This window comes from Duganella sp. OV510 (assembly GCF_900100205.1).
Classification (GTDB): Bacteria; Pseudomonadota; Gammaproteobacteria; order Burkholderiales; family Burkholderiaceae_D; genus Rugamonas.
Genome location: NZ_FNEQ01000011.1, coordinates 32,704 through 49,970, shown reverse-complemented (window position 1 = coordinate 49,970; position 17,267 = coordinate 32,704). Strand labels below are relative to the sequence as shown.

The window sequence follows — 17,267 nt, the reverse complement described above, 5'->3', positions numbered from 1 at the left end:
GAGGCATACCCCCTCCATTCCGGCGAAATTTGATCTAAATCAATAAATTCGACAGGTGGACTACGTAAACTGATCATATCCATTGCGATAAAGCAATAAAACCGCCCGGAGAGACGAATGCGCAACAATCAACCAGTCACCAATCGCGAAGTAGAAGTCCTGGACGACCAGGCCATCGTGTCGAAGACTGACCTGAACGGCAACATCACCTATGTGAACCCGTATTTCATGCAGGTCAGCGGCTTCAGCGAAGAAGAACTGTTGGGCCAGCCGCAAAACATCGTCCGCCACCCGGACATGCCAGCCGAAGCCTTTGCCGACCTGTGGGCCTCGCTGAAGGATGGCACGCCATGGACCGGCGTCGTCAAGAACCGCTGCAAGAACGGCGATTTCTACTGGGTGCGCGCCAACATCACGCCGATCCGCGAACACGGCAAGACCATCGGCTACATGTCGGTGCGGGTCAAGGCCGAGCGCCACCAGATCGCCAAGGCGGACCAGGTCTACCGTACCATCCGCACCGAAAGCAACCACGGCATCCGCATCAAGAACGGCCAGGTGATCGAACCCGGCTTCGGCACGCTGCTGTCGCGCCTGAGCCATACCTCGCTCGGCTTCCGCATCTGGGCCGCCACCAGCCTGGTCAACGTGCTGCAGATGAGCGTCTGCGCCGCCGCCCTGCTGAACGGGAATACCGCCAACAACTACGGCATCTTTGCCGCCACCTTTGTCGGCCTGCTGATCAACGTCTTCCTGTGGTACACGCTGCGCGTTTCGGTGCTGCAGCCGCTCGACCGTGCGCTGCACGGCGCCCGCGCGATTGCCGCCGGCGACCTGTCCGGCACTTTTGAAACCCACGCCACCGACGAAGTGGGCCAGCTGCTGCGCGCGCTGGAACAGATGAACAGCAACCTGATCGCCACTATCCGCGACGTGCGCGTCAACGTTGAGACGATGGCCGTGGCCACCCGCCAGATCGCCGCCGGCAATGCCGACCTGTCCGGCCGCACCGAAGCGCAGGCCGCCAGCCTGGAAGAAACCGCGTCCAGCGTCGAGGAGTTCTCGTCCACCGTCAAGCAGAATGCCGACAACTCCGAGCAGGCCAACAAGCTGGCGCAGAACGCCTCCGACGTGGCAGTGCAGGGCGGCGAAATCGTCGCCGACGTCATCGCCACCATGGACGAAATCAACAACTCGTCGCGCAAGATTGTCGACATCATCGGCCTGATCGAAGGGATCGCCTTCCAGACCAATATCCTGGCGCTGAATGCAGCAGTCGAAGCGGCGCGCGCCGGTGAACAGGGCCGCGGCTTCGCGGTGGTGGCCGGCGAGGTGCGCAACCTGGCGCAACGCAGCGCGACCGCCGCCAAGGATATCAAGAACCTGATCGACGTCTCGGTGGGCAAGGTCAGTGCCGGCATGCTGCAGGTCGACCGCGCCGGCGCCACGATGAAGGAAGTGGTGGCCTCGGTGCAGCAGGTCACCGCCATCATGCGTGAAATTTCGGTCGCCTCGCACGAGCAAAGCATCGGCGTCGACCAAGTCAATTCCGCCATCGCCCATATGGACCAGGTCACGCAGCAGAACGCCGCGCTGGTCGAAGAGGCAGCTGCCGCCACCGCCAGCCTGGCGCTGGAAGCGGGCGGCCTGACACAAGCGGTCAGCCTGTTCAAATTCGGCCCGGCCCGCAGCTCGCGCGCATCGCGTGCGGCTGCGTCCCAGAAGTCTTCAACCTCAGTGAAACGCCTCGCAGCATAACTATGATTACGCCTTTCCCACCCGTTGAATTTGACGCCGAGATCATTGGCAAACTGAGTCAATCGGGACCACGCTATACCTCGTATCCGACCGCCGACCGCTTCCAGAACGACTTTGGCTACGGCCAGTTCCTGGAAGCGGTGGCCGGCCTGCGCATGCGCCGCATCCGCCGCCCGCTGTCGCTGTACGTGCATATCCCGTTCTGCGATACGATCTGCTACTACTGCGGCTGCAACAAGATCGTCACCAAGGATCGCAGCAAGGCGGCCGTCTACCTCGGCTACCTGAAGCAGGAAATCGATATGCAGGGGCGTTTGTTCGACGGCATGGGACAGATCGAGCAGCTGCACTTTGGCGGCGGCACGCCGACCTATCTGAGCGACAAGCAGATGGGCGACCTGATGGCGCACCTGCATGCCAACTTCGACTTTGCCGATGACGCGCACGGCGAGTATTCGATCGAGATCGATCCGCGCACGGTCAGCGTGGAGCGCGTGCACAGCCTGCGCAAGCAGGGCTTCAACCGTATCAGCCTCGGCGTGCAGGATTTCGATCCGGATGTGCAGAAGGCGGTCAACCGCATCCAGCCGGAAGCGGAAACGCGCGCCGTGATGGATGCCGCGCGTGCCGCCGGCTACCGCTCGATCAGCATCGACCTGATTTACGGCCTGCCGAAGCAGACCATCGCCAGCATGACGCAAACGCTGGACAAGGTGATAGCTGCCTCGCCCGACCGTATCGCGCTGTACAACTACGCGCACCTGCCGCACATCTTCAAGCCGCAGCGCCGCATCGCCGATGCCGATATGCCGTCGCCGGCAGTCAAGCTGGAACTGCTGAAGATGAGCATTCAGCGTTTGTGCGACGCCGGCTACATCTACATCGGCATGGACCATTTCGCCAAGCCGGATGATGAGCTGGCGGTGGCGCAGCGCCAGGGCCGTTTGCAGCGCAACTTCCAGGGTTATTCGACGCGCGCCGAAGCGGAGCTGATTTCGTGCGGCGTGTCGGCCATCAGCGCGGTCGGTGCGACCTATAGCCAGAATGAGAAAACGCTGGACGCGTATTACGAAAAACTCGACGGCGGCGTGCTGCCGATCACGCGCGGCATCAAGCTGGATAACGACGACCTGCTGCGCCGGATTGTAATCGCCAAGCTGATGTGCAATTTCGAGTTGTCGATGTCGTCGATCGAGCAGGGCTTTCCGATCAAGTTCCGCCAGTATTTCGAGACGGAGCTGGGCAAGCTGAAAGCCTTCGAGGAGGATGGCCTGATGACCATCGACGATGAATGGATTTCGGTGACGCCGAAAGGCCGTCTGCTGATCCGCAATATCTGCATGGTGTTCGACCGCTATCTTGGCGTGGCGCAGGACATCGCGCCGCAACCGCTGCGCTACTCGAAGACCATCTGAGGATGCCATGAACGCTGCACAGCTACTGCCAGTGTTTGTTGTCGGCCTGGCCGGCAGCATCCACTGCGCCGGCATGTGCGGCGGGATTGTTACCGCGATGTCTGCCGCCGCGCGGCCGCGCGACGCCGTGCGCGCAAGCGCCACCACAGTGCCCGACGGCATGGCGCCAGCGCATGCGGCCATGCCGGTTCGCCGCGCCATCCCGATCGCGGTTGCGACCGCAGCGCACCCGCGATCGCACGCTGGCGCGCTGCCGCAGGTGCTGGCGTATAACGCCGGCCGTATCAGCAGCTATATGCTGGCCGGCGCGCTGGCCGGTGGCCTGGCCGGCGGCGCGCGCAACATGGCCACCGTGGCCGGCGTGCAAATGGGCTTCTACTGGCTGGCCAACCTGATGCTGGTCGCCCTCGGCCTGTACCTGATGAACGCCTGGCGCGGCCTGGCCATACTGGAGCAGGGCGGCCGCGTGCTGTGGCAACGCGCCCAACCCGTCATCGGTCCGGCCATGAAAACCCTGATGCCCGCCGACACCGCCGCAAAATCCTTCGCCCTCGGCGCGCTGTGGGGATGGCTACCCTGCGGCATGGTCTACAGCGCGCTGACCACCGCCATGCTGAGCAGCTCCGCCACCAACGGCGCCGCCATGATGCTGGCCTTCGGCCTCGGCACGCTGCCGATGCTGACCAGCCTTGGCCTGGTCGGTGCGCGCGTACAGCAAGCGATGCAGCGCCGCTCCATGCGCATCGCCTGCGGCCTGCTGGTGCTGGCCTTCGGCGTGATCGGGCTTGCCCGCGCAGCGGGTGGCGTCACGCCCGAATGGATGGAAATGTTATGCCTCACACCAAACCACTGAACGACGCCGAAGCTGCGCCGTGCTACCACTGCGGCCAGCCACTGCCGGCCGTGGTCGACAACGCCGCGTGGACCGTCAACATCGCCGGCGCCGCGCACACCATGTGCTGTCCCGGTTGCGCGGCAGTCGCGCAAACCATCGTCGATCTTGGCCAGGAAAGCTACTATCGCGACCGCACCGCCTACGCCGCCAGTGCCGAAGGCGCGCAGCAGCTGCCGCCGGAACTGCAACTGTATGACAACGCCGATCCGCGTTTCGCGCTGGATGAAGACAGCCGCGAATCCACCTTCACGGTGGAAGGCATCCGCTGCGCCGCCTGCGTGTGGCTGATCGAACAGCGCCTGGCGCGCCTGCCCGGCGTCGACAGCGCGCAGCTGAACGTCGCCACCGAACGCCTGTACGTGCGCTGGCAACAAGACCGCTGCCAGCCCGGCGACATCCTCGGCGCGTTGCACACCATCGGCTATTCGGCCTATCCCTACGATGTCGACCGCCACGCCGACCAGCAGCGCCGCGCCTCGAAAACGCTGGGCCGCCAGTTGTTCGTCGCCGGCCTGTCAATGATGCAGGTGATGATGTATGTGGCTCCGTCCTACCTGGCCGCCGGAGATGGCACGCTGGATAGCGACATGGCCTCGCTGCTGCGCTGGGCCAGTCTGCTATTGACGCTGCCGGCCATCCTGTACTCCGCGCTGCCGTTCTGGCGCGGCGCCTGGAGCGGACTGCGCGCCCGCACGCTGGGCATGGACGTGCCGGTGGCGCTGGGCATCGCCGCCGCTTTCGGCGCAAGCGTCATCGCCACCTTCACCGGCCAGGGCGACGTGTGGTTCGATTCGGTGACGATGTTCATCTTCCTGCTGCTGTGCAGCCGCTATCTGGAACTGCGCGCACGCCGCAAGGCCGGCGCCGCGCTGGAACGATTGCAGCATGCGCTGCCCGCATCCGCCTCGCTGCTGGAAAACTACCCGGCCAGCAGCGCCGCCACCATCGTGCGCGCGGCGGCGCTGGCTGTGGATAACATCATTGTTATCAAGCCCGGTGAAGCGGTGGCTGCCGACAGCGTCATCATCGAAGGCCGCACCTCGCTCGACCTGTCGCTGCTGAGCGGCGAGAGCGCGCCTGTGCCGAAAAACGTCGGCGACGCCATTCCCGGCGGCGCCATCAACGCTGGCAGCATGATCATCGCCCGCGTCACCCGCAAGGCGCAGGACAGCACCTTGTCCGACCTGATTAAACTGATCAACCGCGCCGGCGGCGAGAAACCGCGCATCTCGCTGTGGGCCGACCGCGTGGCCGCCTACTTTGTCGCCGGCTTGCTGCTGTTTGCCTTATCGGCCTTCGGCTTCTGGTTCTGGCTCGATGGCAGCGCGGTGCGCGCCTGGCCGATCGCGATCGCCGTGCTGGTAGTGTCCTGCCCGTGCGCGCTGTCACTGGCCACGCCCACCGCGCTGGCCGCCGCCACCGACCAGCTGCTGCGCCAGGGCGTGCTGGTGACCGGCCCGCAAACGCTGGAAACGCTGTACCGCACCACCCACATCGTGCTGGATAAAACCGGGACGCTGACCTGGGGCCGGCCGGTGCTGCAAAACATCCACCAACTGGGCGCGATGCGCGCCGACTTCTGCCTGCAAGTGGCCGCCACGCTGGAAGCCGGCAGCGCCCATCCGCTGGCACGCGCCATCGTCAATGCCGCCGACGAGGCGGGACGCGAGAACTGGAGCGCCGCCACGCTGACCGAAACCGCCGGCTGCGGCCTGGAAGGCACGGTACACAACCGCCGCTACCGCCTCGGCAGCGCGCAGTTTGTGGCCGGTATTGCCGGCCTGCCACCGCCGCGCGAACATGCGGAAGGTGTCACGCCGGTCTACCTGGGTGTTGAAGGCCAGTGGCTGGCCTGCTTCCACCTGCACGACGGTCTGCGGCCCGATGCACAGGACACCGTCGATTACTTCCGCAAGGCCGGCAAGACCGTGGTGCTGGTCAGCGGCGACGATGACGTGCTGGCGCGCCGCGTTGGCGATCAGCTCGGCATTGAAACCACCGTCGGCGGCTACCTGCCGGCCGACAAGCTGAATTTCGTACAACAACTGCAACGCCGTGGCTGCGTGGTGGCGATGATCGGCGACGGCATCAACGACGCCGCCGTGCTGGGTGCGGCCGACGTCTCGTTTGCCATGGGCAGCGGCGCCGCGCTGGCGCAGGCCCATGCGGACGCGGTGCTGCTCAACGGCCGCCTCGGCGCGGTGGCGGACAGCGCCCGCACCGCCGAACGCACCATGCAGATCATCCGCCAGAACCTCGGCTGGGCCATGCTGTACAACGTGACGGCGATTCCGGCCGCCGCCATCGGCCTGCTCAACCCCTGGCTGTCCGGCATCGGTATGGCGGCCAGTTCGGCGGTGGTGGTGCTGAATGCGCTGCGGCTGCGAAGGAAAACTTGATGGAAGCACTCTACCTGCTGATTCCGCTCAGCGTGATCCTGGTGTTTGTCGCGCTGTGGATCTTCTTCCGCGCCTCCGACGATGGCCAGTTCGACGACCTGGTCGGCCCGGCGCTGCGCATCCTGCAAGACGATGACAATCCTCCGCCTGACACCAAGTGATCCGGCAGATTTTGACTTATATCAAGGATTTTTAAGCTTCTCCTAAGTAACCTTTGACGTACATCATCAAAGTGTTCTGGGGAGAACAAAATTGGATCATCATTACAACTACAAGGTCGTCAAGCAGTTCACGATTGCGACCGTAGTCTGGGGCGTCATCGGCATGCTCGTTGGCGTCATCATCGCGGCCCAGCTTGCCTGGCCGGCGCTGAATCTGGACATTCCATGGCTGACTTATGGCCGTCTGCGTCCGCTGCATACCAACGCGGTGATTTTTGCGTTTGGTATCTGCGGCCTGTTTGCTACTTCTTACTACGTGGTACAGCGCACCTGCCAGGTGCGGCTGTTCTCCGATAAGCTGGCCGCCTTCACCTTCTGGGGCTGGCAAGCGGTCATCCTGAGCGCGGTTGTTACGCTGCCGATGGGTTTCACCCGCGGCAAGGAATACGCCGAGCTGGAATGGCCGATCGCGATTCTGATCGCGCTGGTGTGGGTTTCCTACGCCGTGGTGTTCTTCGGCACGCTCATCAAGCGCAAGGTCAAGCACATCTACGTCGCCAACTGGTTCTTTGCCGCCTACATCATCGCGGTGACCATTCTGCACGTGGTCAACGGCATGTCGATGCCGGCCTCGCTGTTCAAATCGTACTCGGTCTACGCCGGCGTACAGGACGCGATGATCCAGTGGTGGTACGGCCACAATGCGGTGGGCTTCATCCTGACCGCCGGCTACCTGGGCATGGTCTACTACTTCATTCCGAAGCAGGCCGAACGTCCGGTGTATTCATATCGTTTGTCGATCGTGCACTTCTGGGCGCTGATCTTCACCTATATGTGGGCCGGTCCGCACCACCTGCACTACACCGCACTGCCGGACTGGACGCAATCGGTCGGCATGGTGTTCTCGCTGGTGCTGCTGGCGCCAAGCTGGGGCGGCATGATCAACGGCATGATGACGCTGTCGGGCGCCTGGCACAAGCTGCGCACCGACCCGATCCTGAAGTTCATGATCGTTTCGCTGTCGTTCTACGGCATCGCCACCTTCGAAGGTCCGATGATGTCGATCAAAACCATCAACTCGCTGTCGCACTACACCGACTGGACCGTTGCACACGTCCACGGTGGCGCGCTGGGCTGGGTGGGCTTCATCACCATGGGTTCGATCTACTACATCATCCCGCGCCTGGCCGACCAGCAGAAGATGTATTCGACCAAGCTGATCGACCTGCACTTCTGGGTTGCCACCATCGGCGTGGTGCTGTACATCGCCGCGATGTGGATTGCCGGCGTGATGCAAGGCCTGATGTGGCGCGCGGTCAATCCGGACGGCACGCTGACCTTCACCTTCGCGGAAAGCGTCAAAGCCACCTATCCGTACTACGTGGTGCGGGTCGCCGGCGGCGCGCTGTATCTGACCGGCATGTGCGTGATGGCTTACAACACCTGGATGACTTTGCGTAACACCAAGACTGCGGTCGCGCCGATTCCGGCAGTGAACCCGGCCCACGCTTAATCGGAGCACAGTATGAAATTTTCACATGAATGGATCGAGAAAAATCCCTGGCTGCTGATCGCGCTGGTGACGCTGGTGGTCAGCGTCGGCGGCGCCGTCGAGATCGTGCCGCTGTTCTTCCAGAAATCGACCACCGAGCCGGTGGCGGGCCTGAAGCCGTATTCGCCGCTGCGCCTGACCGGCCGCGACATCTACGTGCGTGAAGGCTGCTACAACTGCCACTCGCAGATGGTGCGTCCGCTGCGCGCCGAGACCGAGCGCTATGGCCACTACTCGGTGGCGGGCGAGTTCGTCTACGACCACCCGTTCCAGTGGGGCTCCAAGCGTACCGGGCCCGACCTGGCGCGCGTGGGCGGCCGCTACTCCGACGAATGGCACCGCACCCACCTGAACAATCCGCGTGACGTGGTGCCGGAATCGAATATGCCGAACTATCCATGGCTGTCGAAAACCGCGCTGGTGCCGGCCGAGGTGCAGCCGAAGATGCGCGCGCTGCGCCGCATTGGCGTGCCGTACACCGACGCCGAGATCGCCGCCGCACCGGAAGAGCTCAAGGACAAGACTGAAGAAGACGCCCTGATCGCCTACCTGCAAGGCCTGGGCACCCTGATCAAAGCGAGGAACTAGCATGGATATCCTGTTTGACAACGCCAGCAGCGTGATGACGGTGGTCTCGTTCATCACTTTCGCGGGCATCCTGTGGTGGGCTTATGTGCACCACAAGGACGCCGACTTCGCCACGGCAGCCGCGCTGCCGTTCGCCGACGACGAGGAGAAGCGCCATGGCTGATTTCACCAACGGCTTCTGGGACATCTACATCGCCGCGCTGACGCTGCTGGGCATCATCGGCTGCGGCATCCTGCTGTATTCGCAATCCAAGGTCAAAGTCGGCGTGCGCAGCGACGTCAATGTCGACACCACCGGCCACGTCTGGGACGATGACCTGACCGAGCTGAATACGCCGATGCCGCGCTGGTGGATGTGGCTGTTCTACATCACCATCGTGTTTGCGCTGGCCTATCTGTTCCTGTATCCGGGCCTGGGTTCCTACGCCGGCAAGCTGGGCTGGAAATCCAGCGGCGAGTACGAGCAAGAGCTGAAAAAAGCCGACGCCGAATACGGCCCGCTGTTCGCCCAGTTCCAGAAGCAGGACCTGAAAGCGGTGGCAGCCGATCCGCAAGCGCACGCCATCGGCGAACGCCTGTTCCTGACCTACTGCGCCCAGTGCCACGGCTCTGACGCACGCGGCAACAAGGGCTTCCCCAACCTGACCGACAAGGACTGGCTGTTTGGCGGCGCGCCGGAAACCATCAAGGAAACCATCATGCACGGCCGCGCCGGCATGATGCCACCGATGGGTGCGGCGGTAGGCGGCGACAAGGAAGTGGAGGCGGTGGCGCACTATGTGCTGAGCCTGTCCAAATCGACCCACGACCCGATCAAGGCGGTGTTCGGCAAAGACAAGTTCGCTGCCTGCATGGCCTGCCACGGTGCCGACGGCAAGGGCAACCAGATGCTGGGCGCGCCTAACCTGACCGACAGGATCTGGCTGTTCGGCGGCAGCATCGAGACGATCAAGGAAACCATCAACAAGGGCCGTACCGCCACCATGCCGGCATTCGCCGACTTCCTGGGTGACGCCAAGGTCCATGTGCTGGCAGCGTATGTATGGAGTTTGTCGAATGATACAAAGGCGGTTCCAGCAGTTACGCCTGCAGCCACCGCTGCCACTCCTACCGATCCACCGATAGCAGAAACAAAATGAACACCCCACAGGAACAAGTCATCAAGATGTATGCAAAACGCGAGGAGATCTACCCTCGCGAGGTTGACGGTAAATATGCCCGTCTGCGCTGGTTGTTTGTCTGGCTGACGCAGCTTGCTTTCTACTGTACGCCGTGGTTGCAATGGAACGACCGTCAGGCCCTGCTGTTTGACCTGGGCACACGCAAGTTCTACATCTTTGGCCTGGTCCTGTGGCCGCAGGATTTTATCTACCTCGCGGTGCTGCTGATCATCAGCGCCTACCTGCTGTTCCTGGCGACAGCGATAGCAGGGCGGGTGTGGTGCGGTTTCACCTGCCCGCAAACGGTGTATACCGAAATCTTCCTGTGGATCGAACGCAAGATCGAAGGTCCGCGCAGCGCCCGCATCGCGCTTGACCGCCAGCCGCTGTCGGTCAAAAAAGCCGGTAAGAAAACCGCCAAGCACATCGCCTGGCTGACGGTGGCGCTGTGGACCGGCTTCACCTTCGTCGGCTACTTCACGCCGATCAAGCACCTGATGAACGAAGTGTGGACCTTCAACTTCGGTCCGTGGGAATGGTTCTGGGTGCTGTTCTACAGCTTCGCCACCTACGGCAACGCCGGCTGGCTGCGCGAACAGGTATGCAAATACATGTGCCCGTATGCCCGCTTCCAGAGCTCGATGTTCGACCGCGACACGCTGATCATCACCTACGACACCGAACGCGGCGAACCACGCGGCCCGCTGGCCAAGAACAAGAACGGCAATGGCGGCTCGTGCATCGACTGCTCGCTGTGCGTGCAGGTCTGCCCGACCGGCATCGACATCCGCAACGGCCTGCAATACGAGTGCATCGGCTGCGCCGCCTGCATCGACGCCTGCAACATCGTCATGGACAAGACCGGCCAGGCGCGCGGCCTGATCCGCTACAGCACCGAGCGCGCGATGGACGAGCACCTGACGCCGACCGAGATCCGCCGCCGCGCCACGCGCCCGCGCGTGCGCATCTACACGGCCGTGCTGGGCCTGATCGTCATCGCCGCCTGTACCTCGCTCTACCTGCGCACGCCGCTGAAGCTGGACGTGATCCGCGACCGTGGCTCGATGGGCCGCGAAGTGGAGGACGGCATGATCGAAAACGTCTACCGCCTGCAGATCATGAATACCTCCGAACAGGAGCATGTGTACAAGATTACCGTCAGCGGCATGCCTACGCTGGCCGTGGCCGCCGCCGACCTGGTGCGGGTGGAAGCCACCGAAACCCGCGCCCATCCGATCCGCCTGCGCGCCGCGCACGGCGCCGGCCAGCCGGGCTCGAACAAGATTGAAGTCACGCTGACCGCAGTCGACGATCCGTCGCTGCATGTGAAAGAATCTGCGGTATTTATCGTGCCGCGCTAAGGAGAATGCCATGAACACACTTGCCGCACCTGTCGCCCCGTGGTGGAAACACCGCTGGCCGTGGCTGCTGATGGCCGGCCCGGCCATCATCATGGCGGCCACCGGCTACGCCACCTATCTCGCCATCCAGACGCCGGACGCGGTGGTGGTGGGCGATTACTACAAGCAGGGCAAGGCCATCAACCAGGACCTGCGGCGCGACCATGTGGCGGCGCAGATGGGCCTGTCGGTGGAACTGGGCTACGACGCCGCCAACGGCCAGCTGACCGGCCGCATCAACCGTGCCGATACCGGCCCGCTGATGGTCAGCCTGTCGCATGCGACGCAGCCGGCCAAGGACCTGAAGCTGATTGTGGTGCCGCAAGCGGATGGCAGCTTCAGCGTGCGCCTGCCGATGCTGGAGCGCAGCCGCTGGGTGGTGCTGGTGGAAGGGGAAAAACGCGAATGGCGCCTGGCCGGCGCCTGGATCTGGCCGAAGCAGCGTGACATCACGCTGCTACCGGATTAACCGCAAGTCTCGGTGCCGGCGGTGATGGCTTTCAAGGTGCGTGCATCCAGCAACTCGATTTCGCGGTTGCTGACGCGCAGCAGGCCTTCTTTCTTGAACTTCGACAGCAGGCGCGAAATACTCTCGATGGTCAGGCCCAGGTAGTTGCCGATTTCCTCGCGCGACATGCGCAGCTGGAAGGTGGTTGGCGAATAGCCGCGCGCCTCGTAGCGTGACGACAGGTTGACCAGGAAGGCGGCGAAGCGCTGGGTCGCCTGCATATTGCCCAGCAACAGCATCACGCTTTGCTCGCGGGTGATTTCCTGGCTCATCATGCGGTGGAAATGGCGCAGCAGCGTCGGCATTTCCGCCAGCAAGGTTTGCAGCGTGCCGAAAGGAATTTCGCACACCTCGCTGTCTTCCAGCGCGATGGCGGTGCAATGGTGCTGGTCGGCGCTGATCGCGTCCATGCCCAGCAGCTCGCCGGCCATCTGGAAGCCGGTGATCTGCTCCGCGCCCTCACGGTTGACCTGGTAAGTCTTGAAATGGCCGAGGCGGATCGCGTACAGGTTCTGGAATGGATCGCCAATACGGAACAGCGTGGCGCCACGGGCCACCTTTTTACGGCGGCCGATGATCTGGTCCAGCCGTGCCATGTCGTTATTATCCAGGCCCATCGGCAGGCACAACTGGTGCATGCTGCAGGAGGCGCAACTCGCCTTCAGGACCTCAATCGTCGCGCCGGGGATAACCAGCGAAGGAAGTTCTCGTATCATGCGGCTAGTGTAGCCCATCAACATCAATTTTGCTGGCTATTCCGCACTCATCCAATCAGGTATTCCCCCGCGCCACGCGTTCTAGCACGGCAGCGGCAGCACAGGTTTCAACAAATATTTAAACTTTTTATGTTGCATACGATTTAGTTGTGCACTATTATCACTACATCGAGCACGACTTAATAGCCAACTACTGAAAGGAAACACATCATGAAACGCACCTTGATCGCCTCCGCCCTGTTCGCCGCCGCCACCTTCGCCCAGGCCGCGCCAGCCAGTGACACCACCATCGTGCTGGTCCACGGCGCCTTTGCCGACGGTTCCAGCTGGGACAAAGTCATTCCGATCCTGACGGCCAAAGGCTACAAGGTGGTCGCCGTGCAAAACCCGCTGAGCTCGCTGGCCGACGACGTCGCCGCCACCCAGCGCGTGGTGGACGCGCAAACCGGCAAAGTGGTACTGGTCGGCCACTCGTGGGGCGGCACCGTGATTACCGAAGCCGGCACCAGCGACAAGATCAAGGCGCTGGTCTACGTGGCCGCCTTCGCGCCGTCGGAAGGTGAAGCCAGTGGCAACCTGGGCAAGGATTATCCTGTGCCGCCAGGCATCGCCACGCTGAAAGCCGACGCCGGCGGCTACCTGTGGCTGCCAGCCGACTCGGTGGCGAAAAACTTCGCCCAGGATGTGCCAGCCGCCAAGGCCGCGCTGATCGCCGCCACCCAGGGCCCGATCGCTGCCAAAGCCTTCAGCGACACCACCACCGTAGCTGCCTGGAAAAACAAGGCCAACTACTACATCGTCGCCAGCAAGGACCGCATGATCTCGCCGGAACTTGAACAGGCGTTTGCGAAGAAAATCAACGCCTTCACCACCACGCTGCCCACCAGCCACGTGCCGATGGTGTCGCAGCCAGCCAAGGTGGCGGAAGTCATCCTCGCCGCAGCCCAGCGTTAAACCAGATGAAGCCGGCGCACACGCCGGCTTTTGTATCTTGCCAACTTGTCGCTTTGATAGGAGAATCGACCTAGCCCTCTTATATCAAGGACGATATGAAGCCACTCGGCATCAAGGCTAAGGTCGCACTCGCCACCAGCATCACCTCGGTCCTGATGATCGGCCTGGTGACGCTGGTGCAAACCCAGCGCATGCAGGAAGACTACACGCGGGTGCTGTTCACGCAGCAGACCGCGCTGGTCAACCGTACCGCGCAGGAGCTGGACGACAAGCTGGCCATGCTGCTGGACATCATTGCGCTGTCGGCCCGCAACCAGCCGCCGGCGCTGGCCAGTTCAGCCGAGAAACTGCGTGAGTATTACCAGAACCGCGCCGTGCTGGCGCTGTTCGACGACCTGCTGGTGCTGGACGCCAGCGGCAAGGTGATCTCCGACCTGCCGGTGGTGGCCGGCCGCGTCGGCATCGACGCCGCCGACCGCGCCTATTTCAAGACGGTGATGCGGACCCGCAAGCCGATGATTACCGAGCCCATCATCGGCCGCGCCAACAAGCAGCCGGTGGTGCAGATGGTGGCGCCGGTGCTCAACGACAAAGGCGAAGTGGTGTGCGTGCTGCTGGGCGTGTTGCGGCTGTACAAGGACAACCTGCTCGGCCACCTGCGCACCGCCAAAATCGGCAACAACGGCTACTACTTTGCGCTGACGCGCAGCGACAATCCGGTGTACGTGCTGCATCCGGACATCACGCGCCTGCTGAAGCCGCGCGCGGAAAACGCCAACCCGGCCACCAGCCGCGCGCTGGATGACGGGTTCGAGGGCACGGTGATGGGCATGGGCGACGGCCGGCCGACGCTGAACAGCTACAAGATGCTGAAATCGGTCGACTGGCTGCTGGCCACCTCGCTGCCTGCCGAGGAAGCGTTCGAGCCGTTCGACGGCGTCATGAAGCGCGTGATGATCTGGAGCGGCATCGCCGCCCTGCTGACCGCCTTGCTGATCAGCGTGATGACCTTGCGGCTGATGGCGCCGCTGATCAGGCTACGCAACGCCATCGTCGCGCTGCGCGCCGAGCCGGCCCGCTTCACGCCGCTGCCGGTGCACGCGCATGACGAGGTCGGCCAGCTGACCTCTGCCTTCAATGACCTGATGCACGAACGGCTGGCGGCCGACGCGCGCCTGCAAAGCCTGGTCGAATTCGCGCCCAACACCATCGTCGTGGTCGGCGTCGATGGCCGCATCGAAACCTTCAACCGCGAAGGCGAGCGCTGCTTCGGCTATGATCGTGACGAGCTACTCGGCGAGCCGCTGGAAATCCTGGTGCCGGAACGCCTGCGCCAGCAGCACGTGGCGCACCGCAGCCGCTTCTTTGCCGACCGCCTCAGCGCCGAGCCGGTGCGCATGGGCGCCGGCATGGCCACCTACGGCCGGCGCCGCGACGGCAGCGAATTCCCGGTCGAAGTCAACCTGAGCGCGGTGCGCACCGACCAGGGCACCAAGGTGCTGGCGGTAATTTCCGACATCACCGAGCGCCAGCGCCTGCAGCACGAAGTCGAGACGCGCGCACTGGAACTGGAGCGCGAGCGCGACCGTGCCGAGGCCGCCAACCGCGCCAAGAGCGATTTCGTCGCCAATATGAGCCACGAGATCCGCACGCCGATGAACGCGGTGCTGGGCATGGTGTATTTGCTCGGCAACACGCAGCTGACGCCGCAACAACGCAAGTACCTGAACATGGTGCGCGTGTCGGGCCAGTCGCTGCTGGGCATCCTCAATGACGTGCTGGACTTTTCCAAGATTGAGGCGCGCAAGCTGGAACTGTCGCCGGTCGACTTCGCCCTCAACGATGTGATGGACACGCTGGCCACGGTGATGACCATGAACGCCGGCGACAAGGAATTGGAACTGGCGATCAGCGTCGACAGCAATATCCCCAACCGCCTGCACGGCGATTCGATGCGGCTGCAGCAAATCCTGGTCAACCTGGCCGGCAACGCCATCAAGTTCACCGAGCAGGGCGAGGTGGTGGTGGCGGTGCAGCTAAGCGCGCGCGACGCCAACAGCGCGCTGCTGCGCTTCGAGGTGCGCGATACCGGCATGGGCATGACCGAGGCCCAGCTGGGCCAGCTGTTCAATGCCTTCTCGCAGGGCGACCAGAGCATCACCCGGCGCTTCGGCGGTACCGGCCTGGGCCTGGCCATCACCAGGCGGCTGATCGAGCTGATGGGCGGGCAGATCGCCGTCAACAGCCGGCCGGGGCAGGGCTCGACCTTCTGGTTCAGCCTGCCGTTCGACATCCAGGCCGACCAGACCGACGAGCGCCGCAAGCCGGCGCTGGGCCAGCTGCGCCTGCTGGTGGCGGACGACAACCGCACCAGCCGCGAACTGGTGGCGCGACTGATACGCGCCTGGGGCTGGCAGGCGGACGAGGTTGATTCCGGCGAAGCGGCACTGCGCCGCTACCGCCAGAGCATCGATCACCAGCAGCCGTATGACGTGGTGCTGGCCGACTGGCACATGCCCGGCATGGACGGGCTGGCCACCGCCAAGAGCATCCGCGCCAGCGCCAACGGCAAGCCGCAGCCGATCGTGGTGATGCTGAACGCCTTCGCCCGCGACCGCATCGAGGAAATCTCGCATGCGCCGGAGGCGGACGTGGTACTGGTCAAGCCGATCACCAGTTCCAACCTGTTCGACGCGCTGCACCAGGCGCTGGTCACGCAGGGCGAAGGCGATCCGCAGGCTGCTGCCGACAACCACATCGTCGGCAGCCTGGCCGACATCCATTTCCTGCTGGTGGAAGACAATCTGCTGAACCAGGCGGTGGCGCGCGGCATCCTGGAACACGCCGGCGCCACGCTGGACATCGCCGCCGATGGCCGCCAGGCGGTCGACCTGATGCGCCAACGCGCCAACGAGTACGACATGGTGCTGATGGACATGCAGATGCCGGTGATGGACGGCTTTACCGCCACCCGCATACTGCGCCAGGAACTGCATCTGACGCTGCCGATCATCGCCATGACAGCCGGCGTACTGGAATCCGAGCGCGAACGCAGCCGCGAGGCCGGCATCAGCGATTTCATTCCCAAGCCGATCGAAGTCGAGGAAATGCTGGGCGTGCTGCGCCGCCACCTGCCGAAACCAGCACCGGCGCCAGCCCCGGTGGTGAAGCCGGCACCGGCGCCGACCGCCGTCCCGGAACAGGACGACCTGCTGGCCGCCATGGCCGCCGCCGCGCCAGCGCCGGTGTTTGCCGTGCCGCTGGCGATGCAGCTCGGCAGCGCGGCAACGGCGCCGCCGCCAGCGCCCAGGCTGGTCGATGCCGGCACGCCGGCCAACACCGTCTTCAATATGGACGCGCTGATGCGCGTGATGGGCAAGGATGCCAGGGGCCGCGCCGCCATGATCAAGATGGTGCGCGGCGTGCTCGACACTGGCATGCAGCCTGCCGACCAGGCCGGCGTAGCCTTGCAGCAAGGACAGCTGCGCGACGCCACCAAGCTGTTGCACGGCCTGCGCGGGGCGGTCGGCGTGCTCGGTGCCAAGCGCCTGATCCAGGCCACGCTGGCGGCCGAGGAAGCCATCCACGAGCAGCGCACAGAGCAGTTTGACGCGCTCTACCAGACCGTGCGCAACGAGCTGCAACACACGCTGGTGCTGGCCCGCGCCTGGCTGGACAGCCAGCCATTCTGATCCACTTTCCGCTGTTTTTTTGCAACACTTTGCAGGCTTAATCGTTTTCGTGAATCATATTGATAATAA

The 17,267-nt window shown here is 63.7% G+C and carries 14 protein-coding genes; 13 read left to right on the top strand and 1 reads right to left on the bottom strand.

Annotation, left to right across the window (positions count from 1 at the left end; translation table 11 throughout):
• The first annotated feature begins 117 nt into the window (after positions 1 to 117).
• The 11 genes from BLS51_RS24570 (at position 118) to BLS51_RS24520 (ending at position 11,797) form a co-directional block, all read left to right on the top strand.
• Complete coding sequence (locus BLS51_RS24570; RefSeq protein ID WP_090190893.1) at positions 118 to 1,758, top strand: methyl-accepting chemotaxis protein; 1,641 nt, start codon at positions 118 to 120, stop codon at positions 1,756 to 1,758.
• Positions 1,759 to 1,760: 2 nt separating this feature from the next.
• Positions 1,761 to 3,173 (top strand): oxygen-independent coproporphyrinogen III oxidase, encoded by a 1,413-nt coding sequence (gene hemN / locus BLS51_RS24565; RefSeq protein ID WP_090190895.1) that lies wholly within the window; start codon positions 1,761 to 1,763, stop codon positions 3,171 to 3,173.
• 7 nt (positions 3,174 to 3,180) lie between these two features.
• A complete protein-coding gene (locus BLS51_RS24560) occupies positions 3,181 to 4,026 on the top strand; it encodes a sulfite exporter TauE/SafE family protein (RefSeq protein ID WP_090190898.1) in 846 nt (281 codons plus the stop codon).
• Positions 4,005 to 6,467 carry a heavy metal translocating P-type ATPase gene (locus tag BLS51_RS24555; protein ID WP_090190900.1) on the top strand — a complete coding sequence of 821 codons (2,463 nt, stop codon included), beginning with the start codon at positions 4,005 to 4,007 and terminating at the stop codon, positions 6,465 to 6,467. The genes BLS51_RS24560 and BLS51_RS24555 overlap by 22 nt, the downstream gene beginning before the upstream one ends.
• Positions 6,467 to 6,628, top strand: a complete 162-nt coding sequence (ccoS, locus tag BLS51_RS24550; protein WP_090190903.1) for a cbb3-type cytochrome oxidase assembly protein CcoS — start codon at positions 6,467 to 6,469, stop codon at positions 6,626 to 6,628. The genes BLS51_RS24555 and ccoS overlap by 1 nt, the downstream gene beginning before the upstream one ends.
• A gap of 91 nt (positions 6,629 to 6,719) precedes the next feature.
• A complete protein-coding gene (gene ccoN, locus BLS51_RS24545; RefSeq protein WP_090190906.1) occupies positions 6,720 to 8,141 on the top strand; it encodes a cytochrome-c oxidase, cbb3-type subunit I in 1,422 nt (473 codons plus the stop codon).
• Positions 8,142 to 8,153: 12 nt separating this feature from the next.
• On the top strand, positions 8,154 to 8,768 hold the full coding sequence (gene ccoO, locus BLS51_RS24540) for a cytochrome-c oxidase, cbb3-type subunit II (RefSeq protein WP_090190909.1): 615 nt from the start codon (positions 8,154 to 8,156) through the stop codon (positions 8,766 to 8,768).
• A 1-nt stretch (position 8,769) separates the two neighbouring features.
• Complete coding sequence (locus tag BLS51_RS24535) at positions 8,770 to 8,931, top strand: cbb3-type cytochrome oxidase subunit 3 (RefSeq protein ID WP_090190911.1); 162 nt, start codon at positions 8,770 to 8,772, stop codon at positions 8,929 to 8,931.
• Positions 8,924 to 9,907 (top strand): cytochrome-c oxidase, cbb3-type subunit III, encoded by a 984-nt coding sequence (gene ccoP, locus BLS51_RS24530; RefSeq protein WP_090190916.1) that lies wholly within the window; start codon positions 8,924 to 8,926, stop codon positions 9,905 to 9,907. Before BLS51_RS24535 ends, ccoP begins: the two co-directional genes overlap by 8 nt.
• Positions 9,904 to 11,289: a cytochrome c oxidase accessory protein CcoG gene (gene ccoG / locus BLS51_RS24525; RefSeq protein WP_090190918.1), complete on the top strand. Its 1,386-nt coding sequence runs from the start codon at positions 9,904 to 9,906 to the stop codon at positions 11,287 to 11,289. Before ccoP ends, ccoG begins: the two co-directional genes overlap by 4 nt.
• A 10-nt stretch (positions 11,290 to 11,299) precedes the next feature.
• Positions 11,300 to 11,797, top strand: coding sequence for a FixH family protein (locus BLS51_RS24520; RefSeq protein ID WP_090190921.1), 498 nt, complete (start codon positions 11,300 to 11,302; stop codon positions 11,795 to 11,797).
• On the opposite strand, the gene fnr is transcribed toward BLS51_RS24520, so the two are convergent.
• Entirely contained in the window at positions 11,794 to 12,552 is a 759-nt protein-coding gene (fnr, locus tag BLS51_RS24515) for a fumarate/nitrate reduction transcriptional regulator Fnr (RefSeq protein WP_090191021.1), read from the bottom strand. The genes BLS51_RS24520 and fnr overlap by 4 nt on opposite strands.
• Before the next feature lie 210 nt (positions 12,553 to 12,762).
• On the opposite strand from fnr, the gene BLS51_RS24510 reads away from it, so the two are divergent.
• Both BLS51_RS24510 and BLS51_RS24505 read left to right on the top strand, forming a co-directional pair.
• The gene (locus BLS51_RS24510) at positions 12,763 to 13,506 is read left to right on the top strand and encodes an alpha/beta fold hydrolase (RefSeq protein ID WP_090190924.1); all 744 of its coding nucleotides are present in this window, start codon (positions 12,763 to 12,765) and stop codon (positions 13,504 to 13,506) included.
• A gap of 95 nt (positions 13,507 to 13,601) precedes the next feature.
• Positions 13,602 to 17,198: a response regulator gene (locus BLS51_RS24505; RefSeq protein ID WP_090190927.1), complete on the top strand. Its 3,597-nt coding sequence runs from the start codon at positions 13,602 to 13,604 to the stop codon at positions 17,196 to 17,198.
• Positions 17,199 to 17,267: the final 69 nt, after the last annotated feature.